The following is a 14,438-nucleotide window of genomic DNA, read 5'->3' on the forward strand; positions in this document are numbered from 1 at the left end:
CCTGACGTTGCGCGCGGCAGGCCGGACATCCTGTTCAGGGGAAGATCGATGCAATCAGAAGGTCTCGCGTGGCGCCGGCATGGCGCGACGCTCTTGTTTGTCCTGCTATGGAGCGGCGGCGCGCTGGCCGCCAAATGGGGGCTGGCGCACGCGTCGGCGTTTGCGTTCCTCGTCATCCGGCTGGGGGTGGCGCTGGCCGCGCTCACACTCATCGCCCTGACGCGCTGCCGATGGTGGCCGGCCGCGCACACCCGGTGGCAAGTCGCAGGCACGGGCGTGCTGCTCATCGGCGGCTATCAGGCGGCGTATCTGCTGGCGCTGTCGCATGGCATCACACCCGGCGCACTCGCGACGGTGCTGGGCGTGCAGCCGATTCTCACGCTCGTGGCGCTGGAGCGGGCGCATAGTGCGCGGCGTCTCGCCGGACTTGCCGTGGCGCTGGCCGGTCTCGCGCTGGTCGTCGCACAAAGCCTGATGTCGGCGCGACTCTCGGCGGCGGGCTCGCTGTGGGCACTGGCCGCATTGGCGTGCATGACACTCGGCACCCTCGCACAGAAGGGCTCGCGGCAAACGCCGCTCGACGTGCTGCCGCTGCAGTATGCGCTCGGGCTGGCGCTGGCGCTGCTCGTCGCGCCGACCCAACCATGGCACATCGACGCGTCGCTCGGCTTCTGGCTGCCGCTGCTCTATATGGCGCTGGTGATTTCGGTCGGCGCGACCCTGCTGCTCTATCGCATGATCGCCACGGGCAACCTCGTCACCGTCACCAGTCTGTTCTATCTGGTGCCCGTGGTGACGGCGCTGCTCGATTGGGGCATCTTCGGCCATCGGCCCACTGCGCTCGCCGTCGCGGGCACCGCCGCGATCCTGCTGGGACTGCGATTGGCGCTTCGGTAGATGCCTGGATAGGTGCTTCGATAGGTGCTTCGATACGTGCCTCGATAAGTGCTTCGACAGGTGCTTCGATACGTGCCTCGATACGTGCTTCGACAGGCGCCTCGATAGATGCGTCGATACGCGCTTCCACAGGTGCCCCGACGGGCCGGTCAGGCGGCATCTCGGCTAAGATTGTCGGCGAATGGGTGACAATGGCGAGGCAAACCCTCTCGTTGTCACCCCAACCTTCATACGACCGGGAGCCTGCCGATGGATTTACTCGACGACATGCGCATCTTCGTCACCGCGGTCGACGCCATGAGTTTTACGGGTGCGGCAGCGAAGCTCAGCCTCTCGAAACAGTTCGTGAGCCGCCGCATCTCGTCGCTGGAGCAAGCGCTTGGCGTGCGTTTGCTGCTGCGCACGACACGGCGGCTTGCCGTCACGGACCTGGGCCGCATCTACTACGAGCGCGCCCGGCGCATTCTCGACGACGTGGAAGCCGCCAATCTCGCCGTGAGCAGTCAAGGCGAGCGGCCGCGCGGCAATTTGCGGGTCTCCGCGCCGATGTCGTTCGGCACGATGTTTCTCGGATCGGTCATTCCGTCGTTTCTCACGACCTATCCGGACGTCACCATCGAGCTGGAACTCAACGACCGCACGGTCGACATCATTGGCGAGGGCTATGACGTGGCGGTGCGTATCGGCGCACTGGCCGATTCGTCGCTGATCGGCCGGGCGGTCGCGCCCATGCGCATGGTCACCTGCGCCAGCCCACGGTATCTGGAGGCGCGGGGCACGCCGGAAACGCCAGAAGCGTTGCGCGATCACGCCCTTTTGCCCTACGGGCACAGTCAGCGGGTGAATTGGACTTACGCGCGCGACGGCCATCCGGTCGAGATCCCGGTGGCCGGTCGCCTGCGCGTGAACAACGGCGAACTGGCGCGCGACGCCGCCGTGGCCGGGCTCGGCATCACGTGGCTGCCGGTGTTCATCGTCGCGCCGGCCTTGCTGAGCGGGCGGCTGGTGACCGTGCTCGACGCGTTCGCACCGACGCCGTCGGCGATTCATGTCGTCTACCCGCAGCATCGTCAGGCATCGCTCGTGATTCGCGCGTTTTCCGATTTCCTGTCGTCCGCATGCAGCGTGGCCGGCACGCAATGGTGACCGTTTGGGCGAAGTTTGGCGTTCCGGTGCACGGGAATCGGCCGTCAGACTTGACCATCCATAGCCCGGACAGGGATACTTGACAGGTTAAAAACCCAGCTTTTCCACGCCGATGACCACGATTCTGCAACACATTCCCACGGGACAACGAGTCGGCATCGCCTTTTCGGGCGGTCTCGACACCAGCGCTGCGCTGCTTTGGATGCGCCAGAAGGGCGCGATTCCGTACGCTTACACGGCCAATCTGGGTCAGCCGGACGAACCGGACTATGACGAAATCCCGCGCCGCGCCATGGGTTACGGCGCCGAGAACGCCCGTCTGATCGACTGCCGCGCGCAACTCGTGTCCGAAGGCATCGCCGCCCTGCAATCGGGCGCGTTCCACATTTCCACCGCCGGCGTCACGTACTTCAACACCACGCCGATCGGTCGCGCCGTCACGGGCACGATGCTTGTCGCCGCGATGAAGGAAGATGATGTCAACATCTGGGGCGATGGCAGCACGTACAAGGGCAATGACATCGAGCGCTTCTATCGCTACGGTCTCTTGACCAACCCGGGCCTGCAGATCTACAAGCCGTGGCTCGACCAGACGTTCATCGACGAACTGGGCGGCCGCAAGGAAATGTCGGAATTCCTGATCGCCAACGGCTTCGATTACAAGATGTCGGTCGAGAAGGCCTATTCGACGGACTCGAACATGCTGGGCGCGACGCACGAAGCCAAGGATCTCGAGCATCTGAATTCGGGCATCAAGATCGTGCAGCCGATCATGGGCGTGCCGTTCTGGCGCGACGACTGCGCGATCAAGGCCGAAGAAGTCACCGTGCGCTTCGAAGAAGGCCAGCCGGTGGCGCTGAACGGCAAGACGTTCGCCAACGCCGTCGAACTGTTCGAAGAAGCCAATCGCATCGGCGGCCGTCACGGCCTGGGTATGAGCGACCAGATCGAGAACCGCATCATCGAAGCCAAGAGCCGTGGCATCTATGAAGCCCCGGGGCTTGCGCTGCTGTTCATCGCCTACGAGCGACTCGTGACCGGCATCCACAACGAAGACACCATCGAGCAATACCGCGAGAATGGCCGCCGTCTGGGCCGTCTGCTGTATCAGGGCCGCTGGTTCGACCCGCAGGCCATCATGCTGCGCGAGACGGCACAGCGCTGGGTGGCCCGCGCCGTGACCGGCGAAGTGACCATCGAGCTGCGTCGCGGCAACGATTACTCGCTGCTCGACACGACGTCGCCGAACCTCACGTACAAGCCGGAACGCCTGACGATGGAAAAGGGCGACTCGGTGTTCACGCCGCTCGACCGTATCGGCCAGCTCACGATGCGCACGCTCGACATCGTCGACACGCGCGAGAAGCTCATGACCTATGCCAAGGCCGGTCTGCTCACCGCATCGAGCGCCGACGCCCTGCCGCAGCTCGAAAGCAAGAAGGACTGAGCTGGCTAACCGACGCCGCGCCTCTCGGGGTGCAGCGTGTGTAGCCTGCCGCAGCAGTCCAAACCGCCACAACAGGCGGCGTGCCCCGAAAGGAGCGCGCCGCCTTTGTTTTTGGCCTGTCACGGTTCGCGCGCTAAGATAGCGTCAAAAGTGGCCACCTCCCCACCCGTCCCGCATTCGGGGAACGCGCCGACTCCCGACACACGGACAGGCGCATGCGATGGAGACCTTGCGTTGGTACGTTTGATATTGCTGTTGCTCGGCGTCGATTATTTGCGCCGCCGCGCCCTCGCGCTGATTTGGATCGGTGCGATTTTCTTCGCCTTCGGGCTGGCGCTGATCGTCGACGCGCTCGACGGGGTGGTGCACTTCCCGCTCAACGTGTTCGCCTGGCTGCTGCTGCTCGAAGGGATCGCGACGCTGGCTATCGTCGGCATCGGTGTCGGCGGCCAGCGCATCGTGCGCGGGCTCAAGGGCGGCACCTTCACCCTCGCGGCGTTGCTCGTGCTCTTCTTTCACCAGCAGCACGGTAATTTCTGGCTGTCGATGCTCTTCGGCACGCTCTTCCTCGCCGATGGTCTGCTGCAGTGCGTGGCGGCGTACGTCGTGCGGTATCCGCGCTGGGCATGGGCGATGGCGGGGGGCGGGATCGAGATCGCCGTGGCGATCTTCTTCTACCAGCCTTATCCGACGCACTACAAAGGCACGTTGCCGTACGCGATCGGACTGGGACTCGCGTTCACGGGCTGGAATGTGCTGGTCCTCGCCATGCGCGCACGACGCCTGCGCCGCGATTTCCGCGTCGAGCAGATTCTTGGCAGCCCCAACGACAAACGCCGCTTGTGGAAGGACCGCCCCCGCGCACCGCGCTGGGACGGCCCGCCCGCCGACGGCGAACCCGCATTGACGGTGCACGTCTGGACACCCTCGGGATCGTCCAAGGCCCCGGCTCGCCGTCATCCGTTGATCGATCGTTACATTGCCGCCGTCGACGGGAATGGCGTGATCTCGACCGGCCACGCCGCGCTGGAGAGTCACGAAGGCGTGTATGTGAGTCTGTATCCCGCCCAGGAAATCGACCGTTCCCCGGATCAATTCGGGCAACTGCTGCGTGCCACGCGCGAGAACGACGTACCCGGCGTGTTCCAGCCGGACTATGCGACGGAATCGACGGCGTGGTGTGCGTCCACCGTCAAGGTGCGAATTCGCAACTACAGCCCCCGGCAGTTGGGCGAGTTCTGGCAGACTTACCGTCAGAACACCACGTATAACCTCACGCATCGCAACTGCTCGAGCAGTGTGGCCAAGGCACTCGAGGCCGCGATCGAAGGCCGGGTGGGACGCCTGCCCGGCGGCACGGATGCGGGCTGGTGGACCTTCGTGCGCCTGTGGCTCACCCCCGAGTTGTGGGTCGCCGCGCAATTGCGCAAGCGGGCCGAGACGATGGCGTGGACGCCGGGTCTGGTGCTCGATTACGCGCGCGCGGTGAGCATGCTCGTCGATCCGCGTCCGTTCGGATGGATGACGATGGCGTCGCTGGCGCTGCGGCGCATGCGCCGGGCACGTCGCACATGGCGAGAGGCTGCCGAGCAGGCGGCGGTTACGCAGCCGCCGGGAAATCGGCCATCGCACGGTTGATGGCGGACGCCGAAGGGATCACGGAAACGCCCGAGACAATTGGATCGCGACGGCGTAACGTCATGAGTACTCGTCAAGGCAATGGCAGCAGGTCCGCAGGCGACGCGTGAACTTCACTCATGCGCGCTTCAGAAGCACAACTCGATACGAGGACAGTTCAACATGTTCCATCGCCTGTGGCGCTTCATCAGCGCCGCCCTGTTTGCCAGTCTGGTCATCGGCCGCGCCGCCCACGCGATCACGCCCGACACCGCTCCCGCCACCCTTCCGCACGGCGTCATCGTCGACCGGCAGCCGCTCGAAGCCGACCACGGCCTACCCGAAGCCGGCGAGCAATTCCGCATCCGTTACAGCTCCATCGATGGCGTGAGCGGCATCGAAGCGCGCGAAGACACCGGCGCCGTCTTCCTGCCCAAGGGACCGACGCCGCCCGGCGGCTGGCCGGTCGTCGTCTGGGCACATGGCACGGTGGGGGTCGCCAGCGCGTGTGCCCCGTCGCTCAATGTGCGCAGCCAGCGCGACATTCAATATCTGGGCACATGGCTCTCGCTCGGCTTCGCCATCGTGGCCCCCGACTACGCGGGCCTGGGCTCGCCGGGGCTGCATCACTATCTGAATTCGCGCGCACAAGCGTACAGCGTGCTCGACAGCCTGCTCGCCGCGCGCAGCGTGTTCCCGTTGCAGAACCGCGTCGTCCTCGTCGGCCAATCGCAGGGCGCGCATGCGGCATTCTCGGCGGCGGGTTATCAGCCGCAGTACGCGCCCGACGTCAAGGTGATCGCGACCGTGCTCACGGGCACGCCATATTTCAACGCCCAGACGTCGGCCGCCATGTTGTTCGCGAGCCAACCTGATCCGGGCGCACCGGACCCGAAGATTCCGTATGCGATGTACCTGTTCCTGTCGGCGGCCGACCGCGATCCGACGATGCAGCCATCGCGGTACTTTTCGCCGCAGGCCTTGCCGGTGTTGAACGAAGCCCGCACGCTTTGCATCGACGAGTTGACCGCTCACTCCACGGCCGCCGGCCTGAATGCGGGCAACAGCATGCAGCCGGATATCCAGCAGCTGCTCGACAACCAGACACCGTCACTGCGCTACCCAACGCTGCACATCCGGCATCCGGTCTTCATCGGCATGGGCATGAACGACATCGACGTGCCGGTCATCATGCAACAAGCGTTTGCGCGCGATGTGACCCAAGCGGGCACGCCCACCGTGGTGCGCACCTACGAGGGGCTCGATCACGATGCGACGGTCAATCCCTCACTGCGCGATTCGGTGCCGTTCGTCCTCGACCTCATGTCGACGAGAAAGCGTGCGCATGCACAATAATTAGAGGGACACCTCGAAATCTCGAAACAGAACACGATGAGAGACTAGCGACGACACAACATAAGCCACTGATTTTTATGGAATTGCCACGTGTTGCATGTCCGCAACGTGCGGGTAACTACGTAAAACTACATATGGTGCATCGCAACACGTCGTCCTATACTGAACTCGTCTCCTCCATGTCTCCTCCTGATATGGATTAAGCCCGCAACGCGCGGGCTTTCTTTTTTTATGCAGCAGGAAATTTTGTGGCCGTCGGCGCGCCCCGGACGGCCTCAGGGCGATCAATCGATCGCGGCGGCGCACGCGTCTGTCGGCGTGGCCAGCACGCCGCCGACCCCCGGAATGATCTTCAGTCCCGCCGACGCCACCCGGCACGGCGCGGCCATCAATCCACACCCCGACACCGACGTCACGAATGGAAGAATCGCGAACAGCGCCCACCACCGGCGCAGATTGCGCGGCGCAGGCTTCGATGTCAATGGCGCATCACCCACGTCGAGGGCGCGAGCATCCGCCCCATCATCCGTGATCGGGCGAGTCGGCGAAGCGTCAATGGCCGGGTCGGGCATCGGGGGGAGCAGCGTCATGAGGAGGTGTCCTGATAAGGGGGATGCCGGTCGTTCGTTGGGTGCCAGGCAAGGCGTCGCAATGCGAGCGGTATTTTGTGGCGGGGCTCAGGTCGCAGGCGTCGTGTGGCCGATGTACGTGAAGCGCGGCACAGGCCCACTGTCCGTCACCACCGGTTCATTCCAGATGCGCAGCAGGCGGGTGCTCATGGGTAGCCCGTCGCGCGGGTACAGCCGCGTGTAGACGACCACCGATTCGTCGGTTTCATCGGCACGGGCGATGCCCAGCGCGAGATAACAATTGCCTTTGTAGTGACGATAGACCCCCGGGCGGAACGCCTCGATTTCCGGCGTGGATTCCGCCGACGGCGCGGACACATTCGATTCCATCTCTCTGCTCTCCTGCTGACGACAACCGGATACGATCCGGCAAAAAACGCTCACTGAAGTTCCTCGTCAGTGCAGCACCGCGATCTCCACCAATTGCGCCAGCGGCGCGGGCGAGATCCCCGAAACACCACGGAACGCCTCGTCGAGATTGACGATCAACGCGATCACCCTCCCGATCGCTCCCATGTGAATCGTGATGATGAAATGGCTTTTCCACGAAGCGGGCGACCGGCCAATCGATCGAACCGCCCGACGCGCGCCCTCGCCGATGCGGCGACTATACCTGATGGGCGACCGGTGGCAATGTGGAGAATCGTGGCCGCGCAACGCACGCGACTATCGCCGCCTTCCCAAACCGCCGCACGGGCGCCTGGGCCTCGCTACACGATCTCAAGACCGGGCATTGCGAAACGTGGTGAAAGACGGTCGCGCAACGCACGCGACTATCGCCGCCTTTCCAAACCGCCGCATGGGCGCCTGGGTCTCGCCGCACGATCTCAAGACCAGGCATTGCGCAGCTTGCGGGCGACGTCGATATGCACGCTCACGTCGCCGACCGGCGCTTGCGGCGCGTCTGACTCGCACGGCTTCGGGAAGATGTCATACAGCGGCAACATTGTGTCGGAGACGAAACGGCTGCGCGTACCGTACACGTGACGATCCCCCATTCCCGTTTGCTGATGCACGTAGAACCGTTGCGGCACAACCAGCTGAAGCGATTCCTTTGCACGCGTCATCGCCACGTACAACAGCCGCCGCTCTTCTTCGATGTCCTCGTCGTCGCCCGTGCTCATGTCCGACGGAATGCAGCCGTCGACGACATTGAGCACGTAGACCGAGTGCCACTCCTGTCCTTTCGCGCTGTGGATGGTCGACAGAATCAGATAGTCTTCGTCGAGCAACGGCGGGCCGGATTGCGCACTCGTGGCGTCGGGCGGATCGAGCGTCAGCTCGGTCAGGAACTGCTCACGCGAGCCGTACGTGCCCGCAATGCGGGCCAGCTGTTCGAGATCGGCCTGGCGCACAGCCGCGTCGTCGAAGCGTTGCGTGAGCAACGGCGCATACCAGCGCAGCGCCAGATCGACATCGGCGGGCCATGCCAGACGCGCGTCGTGCAACGCGACGAAGACGTCGACGAACGCGCGCCAATCGGCAGCGGCCGCCGACGGCGGCTTGAAGTCCACGAGCCCCTGCGCGGGCGTGGCGGATGCCGACATGGCGTCGAGCAGCCGCGTCGCACTCACGGGACCGATCCCAGGGATCAACTGAGCCACACGAAATCCCGACAAGCGGCTGGCCGGGTTGTGCGCCCAACGCAGGATCGACAACATATCCTTGACGTGCGCCGCCTCGAGAAACTTCAAGCCACCGAATTTCACGAACGGGATATTTCGGCGCGTGAGTTCCAGTTCCAGCGCTGCGCTGTGGCTCCCCGTGCGAAACAGCACCGCCTGTTGCATCAATCGGGTACCGGTCTCGCGCTGCGCCAATACCTGATCCGCGACCCAGCGCGCCTGCCCTGTCTCATCGCTCACATTGACGAGTTGCGGCAGACGCGTCGAGCGCCGATCGGTCCACAGCGCCTTCGCGTAGCGCTCGCTCGATTCGGCGATGACGGCATTCGACGCATCGAGAATCGGTTGGGTCGAACGGTAGTTGCGCTCGAGCGTGACCACATGCGCGGGCTCGGAAAACTGCGCGGGGAAGTCGAGGATGTTGCGGATCGTGGCCGCGCGGAAGGCATAAATCGACTGTGCGTCGTCCCCCACCACGGTGAGGCCTCGCCCGTCGGGCTTCATCGCGCGCAGAATCTGCGCCTGAAGTCGATTGGTGTCCTGGTATTCGTCGACGAGCACATGATCGAAGCGCCCGCCCAGTTCACGCGCGAGTTCCGGCGCGCTCATCGTCTCGGCCCAGTACAGCAACAGGTCGTCGTAATCCAGGACGTGCTGCGCCTGCTTCGCATCGACATAGGCGCCGAAGAGCGTCTTGAGTTGGGGCTCCCATTGCGCGCACCAGGGAAAGTGCTTCGCGAGAACTTCGGCGAGCGGCGCCTGACTGTTCACGACACGCGAATAGATCGAAAGGCATGTGCCCTTGAGCGGGAAGCGCGACTGAGTGGCGGAAAATCCGAGGTCGTGGCGCGCGAGGCCCAGCAGATCCTCGGCATCGCTCCGGTCGTGAATGGTAAACGCTTCCGACAGGCCGATGCGCGTTGCGACGTCGCGCAGCAGGCGCGCACCGATCGCGTGAAACGTGCCGGCCCACGGCAGCGACGGGGGCTGCGACGACGCCAGCCCCAGCACCTTTTGCAGCACCGCGCCCACGCGTCGCTCCATCTCGCCAGCGGCACGACGCGAGAAGGTGAGCAGCAGGATGCGGTTGGGGTCGGCCCCGCGCACGATGAGGTTGGCCACGCGATGCGCGAGCGTGCTGGTCTTGCCCGAGCCCGCGCCGGCGATCACGAGCAGCGGCCCGCCGGGCGCGCCGTCGTCGCCCACGCCGTAGTCGACGGCCTCGCGCTGGCGGTCGTTGAGTTCAGCCCACGGATCGCGGGCGGGAGCAGTCGTCTGGTCGGACATGCGAGATCTGGGAGCGCCACGAAAAGGCAGGCCATGGCCCGCAAGTACGCTCATCAAGTACTGTATATTTATACATTATAACGACGGCTTCAACGCCCATCGAGCCCCTTCAGACATTGCGCCGAATTCCGGCTGTCGCCCTGCCGACGGCCCACTGACCTACCGCATGACGATTCGCACCGGCACCTCGTCCTGGACCGACCCGACGCTCATCGCGTGCGGTCGCTTCTACCCGCCGGGCGTCGAGACGCCCGAGGCGCGGTTGCGTCATTACGCATCGCAGTTCGATCTGGTCGAGGTCGACAGCAGCTTCTACCGCCTGCCCGACGCCGCCGTGGCATGGCGCTGGACGCAACGCACGCCGCCGACGTTTCGCTTTCACATCAAGGCATTTCGCGCGTTCACCGGTCATACGACGCCGCTCGCGGCACTTCCGCGCGATATCGCGCAGGCGCTCGGCACGGGGGACGAGGCACCGTCAGCGCCGAACATCGCGCTCGCCGCGCACGACCTCCCCGCCGACGTTCGCGACGAACTCTGGCGCCGCTATCTCGAAGCCATCGAGCCGCTGCGCCAGGGCGGGCAACTCGCGGCGATCCACTTCCAGTTCTCACCGCGCGTACAGAATGACCGCGCCGGGCGGGCGCTGGTCTTCGAGACCGCGCGCCGGCTTGATGGCGAGCGGCACGCCGTCGAGTTTCGACACCGTAGCTGGTTCGACACGCCCTCGCGCGAAGCCGCCACGCTGGCCATGCTGCGCGAGACGGGGGCGGCACACACCGTCGTCGACAGTCCGGGCGGATTCGACAACACGGTGCCCGCCGTCTGGGCGAGAACGCGTGACGACCTGTGCGTCGTTCGTCTGCACGGCCGCAACGCCGCTGCATGGAACCAGCGAGGCGTCGCGGCCTCGTCGGGACGCTTCGTCTACGAGTACAGCGCGAGCGAGTTGATCGACATCTCGGCGCGTGTCGAGCGACTGGCCGCGACCGTCGACGACACGCACGTCCTCTTCAATACGAACCACGAAGATCAGGGGATGAAGAACGCGTCGGCGTTCGCGCGCACGCTCACGACGCTTGCGCGCGGCATCGCTTAGGGACGGTGCGTGTCGTCGGTTGGCCGGGCGCTTGCCTTGAGCGTCTTGCGCCATGCTGGCAGTTCGCCGAGCCTTGCGCCTTCCGGCACCGCACCGTGCTTGCCATGCCCGACGCGTTGCGCGCGGTAGATGCCCGTGTGTCCCGAGCACAGATACGCCAGCACGCATGCAATCGCGGCGTAGCCACCGATCTGCGGGCCGAAGATTTCGATCGCCATCAACGTCGAGGCGATGGGGGTGTTGGCCGCCCCGGCAAACACCGCGACAAAGCCGACGCCCGCGAGCACCGCCGCCGGCAACGCCAACACATGTGACAGCGCGTTGCCCAGCGTCGCGCCGATGTAGAACAGCGGCGTGACTTCCCCGCCCTTGAAACCCGAGCCGAGCGTAACGACCGTGAAGGCCGCCTTGCCAAGGAAGTCGTACCACGGCAACGACGTATGAAACGCGTCGACGATGGTCGGAATGCCCAACCCGAGATACTGCGGCGTGCCCAGCACCGTGGCCGCCACGGCAACGAGCAGGCCCCCGGCGAATGGCCGCAGCGGCGCGTAGGCGATGCGGCGCTTCATGAAGGCCGACGTCGCATGCGTGGCCTGTGCGAAGGCCATCCCGACGAGTCCGCACAGCACGCCGGCGACCGCGGCGCTGAGTGCGCCCGTGATCGACATCGATGCGGCAAACGCGCCCGGCGCGATCGTGTACGCGGTGTGATGCACCCCCCAGGCGCGAGTGACGGCATCGCCCACGAGCGCCGCGACGACGCACGGCAACAGGGCATCGTAGCGCAGGCGTCCGATGGCTAGCACCTCCAGACCGAACACGGCGCCCGCGAGCGGCGTGCCGAAAACCGAGGCGAAGCCTGCGGCGATGCCCGACATCAGTAGCACACGACGCTGTTCGCCGGACAGGCGGAAGACGTGGGTGAGCTGATCGGCCAACGCGCCGCCCATCTGCACGGCCGTGCCTTCGCGCCCGGCGGACCCGCCGACCAGATGCGTGACGACCGTGCCGAACAGCACCAGCGGCGCCATGCGCAACGGCACGACGCGCCGCGGATCGTGAATCTCGTCGATCAACAGATTGTTGCCGGCCTCGACACTGGCGCCGAGCCGCAGATAAAGCCAGCCCACGGCGAAGCCGGCAACAGGCAGCAGCCCAAGCAGCCATGGGTGAACCAGTCGAGTCTCGGTCGCGAGGTCCAGCGCCACGAGAAAGAATGCCGACGCAGTGCCGGCCATGACGCCGACGAGCGCCGCGAGCGAGCTGGCACGGGCGGCGCGCGGCAATACGCCGAACACGTCGCGCAAGGGAGAGTCTTGAAAGATCTTCTTCATGGTGTCAAACACGGGGACGAGCGACGCCGTCGACAAATTGCCTGAACACTGCCGGGAATGAGACGCAGAGCCAAAGGGAACGTGAGAAACGCTCGCACGCATAGCCCGCAACCTCCCGGCACGCCAGGACCTTGCAGGCATCATCAGCCCCGGGGAGGGGCGGTTTGCGAAACGATCGCCGGAGGTATGCCATCTCCGTGGAGCCGCCGACATGCTATCAGGAAGCGCGAACCCTCACAATGCATGACATCCGATGCGCCGGAATGCCAAACCGGATCGGCGCATTCCGATAAATCAGCCCATTGACGTTTGGCCGCCACGCATGTCGCTAGAATCGGTATCCGGTTCACGGATTTCGCGAGCGGGCGATCAAACTTCTGCACTTGATGGACAGCTACGATCCTGAGCGGGCAGTCCGCGAAGCCGGCAGCTCGGTGGCGGACCCCATCGCCCGTCTCGACGACACCACCCTTGCGTTGCTGCGCGCGACGCCGACGGCGCAGCGAATCCTTGCGCGCATCGCCAGGCTCGATGCCAAGCCCTACCTCCGTGACAACGACTGGGACGCTGCCTGGCATCACGACCTGTCGCAGCCGACCGGGTCGTATTGACTCGCCGACGCGTTCGCCCGCGTCACCGCTTGTTCGGCACACGCACCCTCAGGCCGCCAACGCCCGGCACTGACCGACGACGCGCTCGAAGCACGCCATGGCGAAATCGACCGACGCTTCGGTCGTAAAGCGTCCGAGGCTCACACGCACCGTGCGGCTCGCGGCTTCGTTGTCGAGCCCGATGGCGCTCAGCACATGCGACGGCTGCCCGGACGCCGAGTTGCAGGCGGACGTCGACGACACCGCCAGATTGCCGTTGAGCATGAACGTGGCGAAACCCGGATGCTGGACCGTCAAGCTCAGCGTGTGAGGAATGCGCTGCGCCGTCGCGGCGTTATGCACGACGCCATCGAGCCTCACCACCCCGTCGAGGAAACGGCGACTCAGTTGTGCGATACGCGCGTTGTCCGTCGTCATGGCCTGCATGGCGAGTTCGCACGCCGTGCCCATGCCGACGATCTGATGGGTCGCCAGCGTGCCGGAGCGCAAGCCTCGCTCATGGCCGCCGCCGTGCATCTGCGGGGCGATGCGCGCCATCACGTCCTGACGAACGTATAGCGCGCCAATGCCCTTGGGGCCGTAGACCTTGTGCGCAGACATCGACATCAGGTCGATGCCCATCGCCTTGACATCGATGGGGGTCTTGCCAAGCGCCTGCGCGGCGTCGACATGCAGCAGCGCCCCGGCCGCGTGCACCACGTTCGCAATAGCGGTCACGTCGGTCAGTGTGCCGAGTTCGTTGTTGACGAGCATGAGCGACACCAGGCCGGTGTCGGGACGCAGCGCCGCTGCCACGGCGTCGGCGGTGATCTCGCCGGTGGCCGATGGCGTCAGGTACGTGACGCAGACGCCGCGCGATGCCAGACACGCCATCGTATCGAGAATCGCCTTGTGCTCGAGCACACTCGTCATGAGGTGCGCACGCGCCTGCCCGCGTTCGGCATATCCCTTGAGCGCGAGATTGTTCGACTCGGTGGCGCCGGACGTCCACACGATCTCAGCCGCCTCGGCACCGATGAGTGCCGCGACCTGGGCACGCGAGCGCTCCACGAGACGACGCGCACTCACGCCCGCCGCATGCGAACTCGACGCCGGATTGCCGAAGACACCGTCCACGCCGAGACAATCGGCCATTGCCGCAATCACCGCCGTGTCCGCGGGGGTCGTGGCAGCGTAATCGAAGTAGTGAAGTGGTGAAGTCTCGCGCATGATCGGCCCCGAATAAAAAGTGCATCGATCGTACGCGGCGAAAACGAGAAAAGGCTTGCGGAATTCCTCATAATCGGACGGTTTTAGGCAAATTTGTTCCCGCAATTCGGCGAAATAAGGAATTTTCATCCGATCGCGACCGATTCCCCTCACTGGCAAGGAATCGCACGGTCACATC

11 protein-coding genes, 1 pseudogene and 1 riboswitch are annotated in these 14,438 nt (G+C 65.1%); of the genes and pseudogenes, 7 read left to right on the forward strand and 5 right to left on the reverse strand.

What is annotated here, in order from left to right:
* Positions 1 to 48: 48 nt before the first annotated feature.
* From PEP31012_RS06920 to PEP31012_RS06940, 5 genes are all read left to right on the forward strand, one after another.
* Positions 49 to 897 carry a DMT family transporter gene (locus PEP31012_RS06920; RefSeq protein WP_150588573.1) on the forward strand — a complete coding sequence of 283 codons (849 nt, stop codon included), beginning with the start codon at positions 49 to 51 and terminating at the stop codon, positions 895 to 897.
* Between the two features lie 249 nt (positions 898 to 1,146).
* Positions 1,147 to 2,043 (forward strand): LysR family transcriptional regulator, encoded by an 897-nt coding sequence (locus tag PEP31012_RS06925; RefSeq protein WP_150588574.1) that lies wholly within the window; start codon positions 1,147 to 1,149, stop codon positions 2,041 to 2,043.
* Between the two features lie 112 nt (positions 2,044 to 2,155).
* Positions 2,156 to 3,490 carry an argininosuccinate synthase gene (argG, locus tag PEP31012_RS06930; protein ID WP_150588575.1) on the forward strand — a complete coding sequence of 445 codons (1,335 nt, stop codon included), beginning with the start codon at positions 2,156 to 2,158 and terminating at the stop codon, positions 3,488 to 3,490.
* Positions 3,491 to 3,724: 234 nt separating this feature from the next.
* On the forward strand, positions 3,725 to 5,128 hold the full coding sequence (locus PEP31012_RS06935) for an HdeD family acid-resistance protein (RefSeq protein WP_150588576.1): 1,404 nt from the start codon (positions 3,725 to 3,727) through the stop codon (positions 5,126 to 5,128).
* Between the two features lie 162 nt (positions 5,129 to 5,290).
* A complete protein-coding gene (locus tag PEP31012_RS06940) occupies positions 5,291 to 6,463 on the forward strand; it encodes a lipase family protein (RefSeq protein ID WP_150588577.1) in 1,173 nt (390 codons plus the stop codon).
* 284 nt (positions 6,464 to 6,747) lie between these two features.
* Here the strand turns inward: PEP31012_RS06940 and PEP31012_RS24235 are convergent, their stop codons facing one another.
* The 3 genes from PEP31012_RS24235 to PEP31012_RS06955 all read right to left on the reverse strand — a co-directional run bounded on the left by PEP31012_RS24235 (position 6,748) and on the right by PEP31012_RS06955 (position 10,004).
* Positions 6,748 to 6,918, reverse strand: coding sequence for a DUF6726 family protein (locus PEP31012_RS24235; protein WP_315973487.1), 171 nt, complete (start codon positions 6,916 to 6,918; stop codon positions 6,748 to 6,750).
* Between the two features lie 222 nt (positions 6,919 to 7,140).
* The gene (locus tag PEP31012_RS06950) at positions 7,141 to 7,422 is read right to left on the reverse strand and encodes a DUF1653 domain-containing protein (protein WP_150588579.1); all 282 of its coding nucleotides are present in this window, start codon (positions 7,420 to 7,422) and stop codon (positions 7,141 to 7,143) included.
* A 497-nt stretch (positions 7,423 to 7,919) separates the two neighbouring features.
* Entirely contained in the window at positions 7,920 to 10,004 is a 2,085-nt protein-coding gene (locus PEP31012_RS06955; protein WP_150588580.1) for an ATP-dependent helicase, read from the reverse strand.
* Between the two features lie 166 nt (positions 10,005 to 10,170).
* Between PEP31012_RS06955 and PEP31012_RS06960 the strand changes: the two genes are divergently transcribed.
* A complete protein-coding gene (locus PEP31012_RS06960; protein WP_150588581.1) occupies positions 10,171 to 11,103 on the forward strand; it encodes a DUF72 domain-containing protein in 933 nt (310 codons plus the stop codon).
* Here the strand turns inward: PEP31012_RS06960 and PEP31012_RS06965 are convergent.
* Positions 11,100 to 12,440 carry a voltage-gated chloride channel family protein gene (locus PEP31012_RS06965; RefSeq protein WP_150588582.1) on the reverse strand — a complete coding sequence of 447 codons (1,341 nt, stop codon included), beginning with the start codon at positions 12,438 to 12,440 and terminating at the stop codon, positions 11,100 to 11,102. The two genes, PEP31012_RS06960 and PEP31012_RS06965, sit on opposite strands and share 4 nt — an antisense overlap.
* Before the next feature lie 127 nt (positions 12,441 to 12,567).
* A riboswitch (Fluoride riboswitch) is annotated at positions 12,568 to 12,646 on the reverse strand.
* A gap of 180 nt (positions 12,647 to 12,826) precedes the next feature.
* Between PEP31012_RS06965 and PEP31012_RS06970 the strand changes: the two genes are divergently transcribed.
* Positions 12,827 to 13,051, forward strand: a complete 225-nt coding sequence (locus PEP31012_RS06970; RefSeq protein ID WP_150588583.1) for a Rho GTPase-activating protein — start codon at positions 12,827 to 12,829, stop codon at positions 13,049 to 13,051.
* 51 nt (positions 13,052 to 13,102) lie between these two features.
* On the opposite strand, the pseudogene PEP31012_RS06975 reads toward PEP31012_RS06970, so the two are convergent.
* Positions 13,103 to 14,260 (reverse strand): annotated as a pseudogene (locus PEP31012_RS06975) (cysteine desulfurase family protein); the annotation flags it as partial.
* Between the last annotated feature and the right edge of the window lie 178 nt (positions 14,261 to 14,438).

Origin of the sequence: Pandoraea eparura, assembly GCF_902459725.1 — a bacterium.
Taxonomy (GTDB): domain Bacteria; phylum Pseudomonadota; class Gammaproteobacteria; order Burkholderiales; family Burkholderiaceae; genus Pandoraea; species Pandoraea eparura.

What these genes read in the sequence shown, in the direction of transcription:
- PEP31012_RS06970 (WP_150588583.1), top strand. Translation starts at nt 12,827, where the DNA reads ATGGACAGCTACGATCCTGAGCGGGCAGTCCGCGAAGCCGGCAGCTCG.
- argG (WP_150588575.1), top strand. Translation starts at nt 2,156, where the DNA reads ATGACCACGATTCTGCAACACATTCCCACGGGACAACGAGTCGGCATC.
- PEP31012_RS06950 (WP_150588579.1), bottom strand. Translation starts at nt 7,422, where the DNA reads ATGGAATCGAATGTGTCCGCGCCGTCGGCGGAATCCACGCCGGAAATC.
- PEP31012_RS06940 (WP_150588577.1), top strand. Translation starts at nt 5,291, where the DNA reads ATGTTCCATCGCCTGTGGCGCTTCATCAGCGCCGCCCTGTTTGCCAGT.
- PEP31012_RS06965 (WP_150588582.1), bottom strand. Translation starts at nt 12,440, where the DNA reads ATGAAGAAGATCTTTCAAGACTCTCCCTTGCGCGACGTGTTCGGCGTA.
- PEP31012_RS06960 (WP_150588581.1), top strand. Translation starts at nt 10,171, where the DNA reads ATGACGATTCGCACCGGCACCTCGTCCTGGACCGACCCGACGCTCATC.
- PEP31012_RS06955 (WP_150588580.1), bottom strand. Translation starts at nt 10,004, where the DNA reads ATGTCCGACCAGACGACTGCTCCCGCCCGCGATCCGTGGGCTGAACTC.
- PEP31012_RS06920 (WP_150588573.1), top strand. Translation starts at nt 49, where the DNA reads ATGCAATCAGAAGGTCTCGCGTGGCGCCGGCATGGCGCGACGCTCTTG.
- PEP31012_RS06925 (WP_150588574.1), top strand. Translation starts at nt 1,147, where the DNA reads ATGGATTTACTCGACGACATGCGCATCTTCGTCACCGCGGTCGACGCC.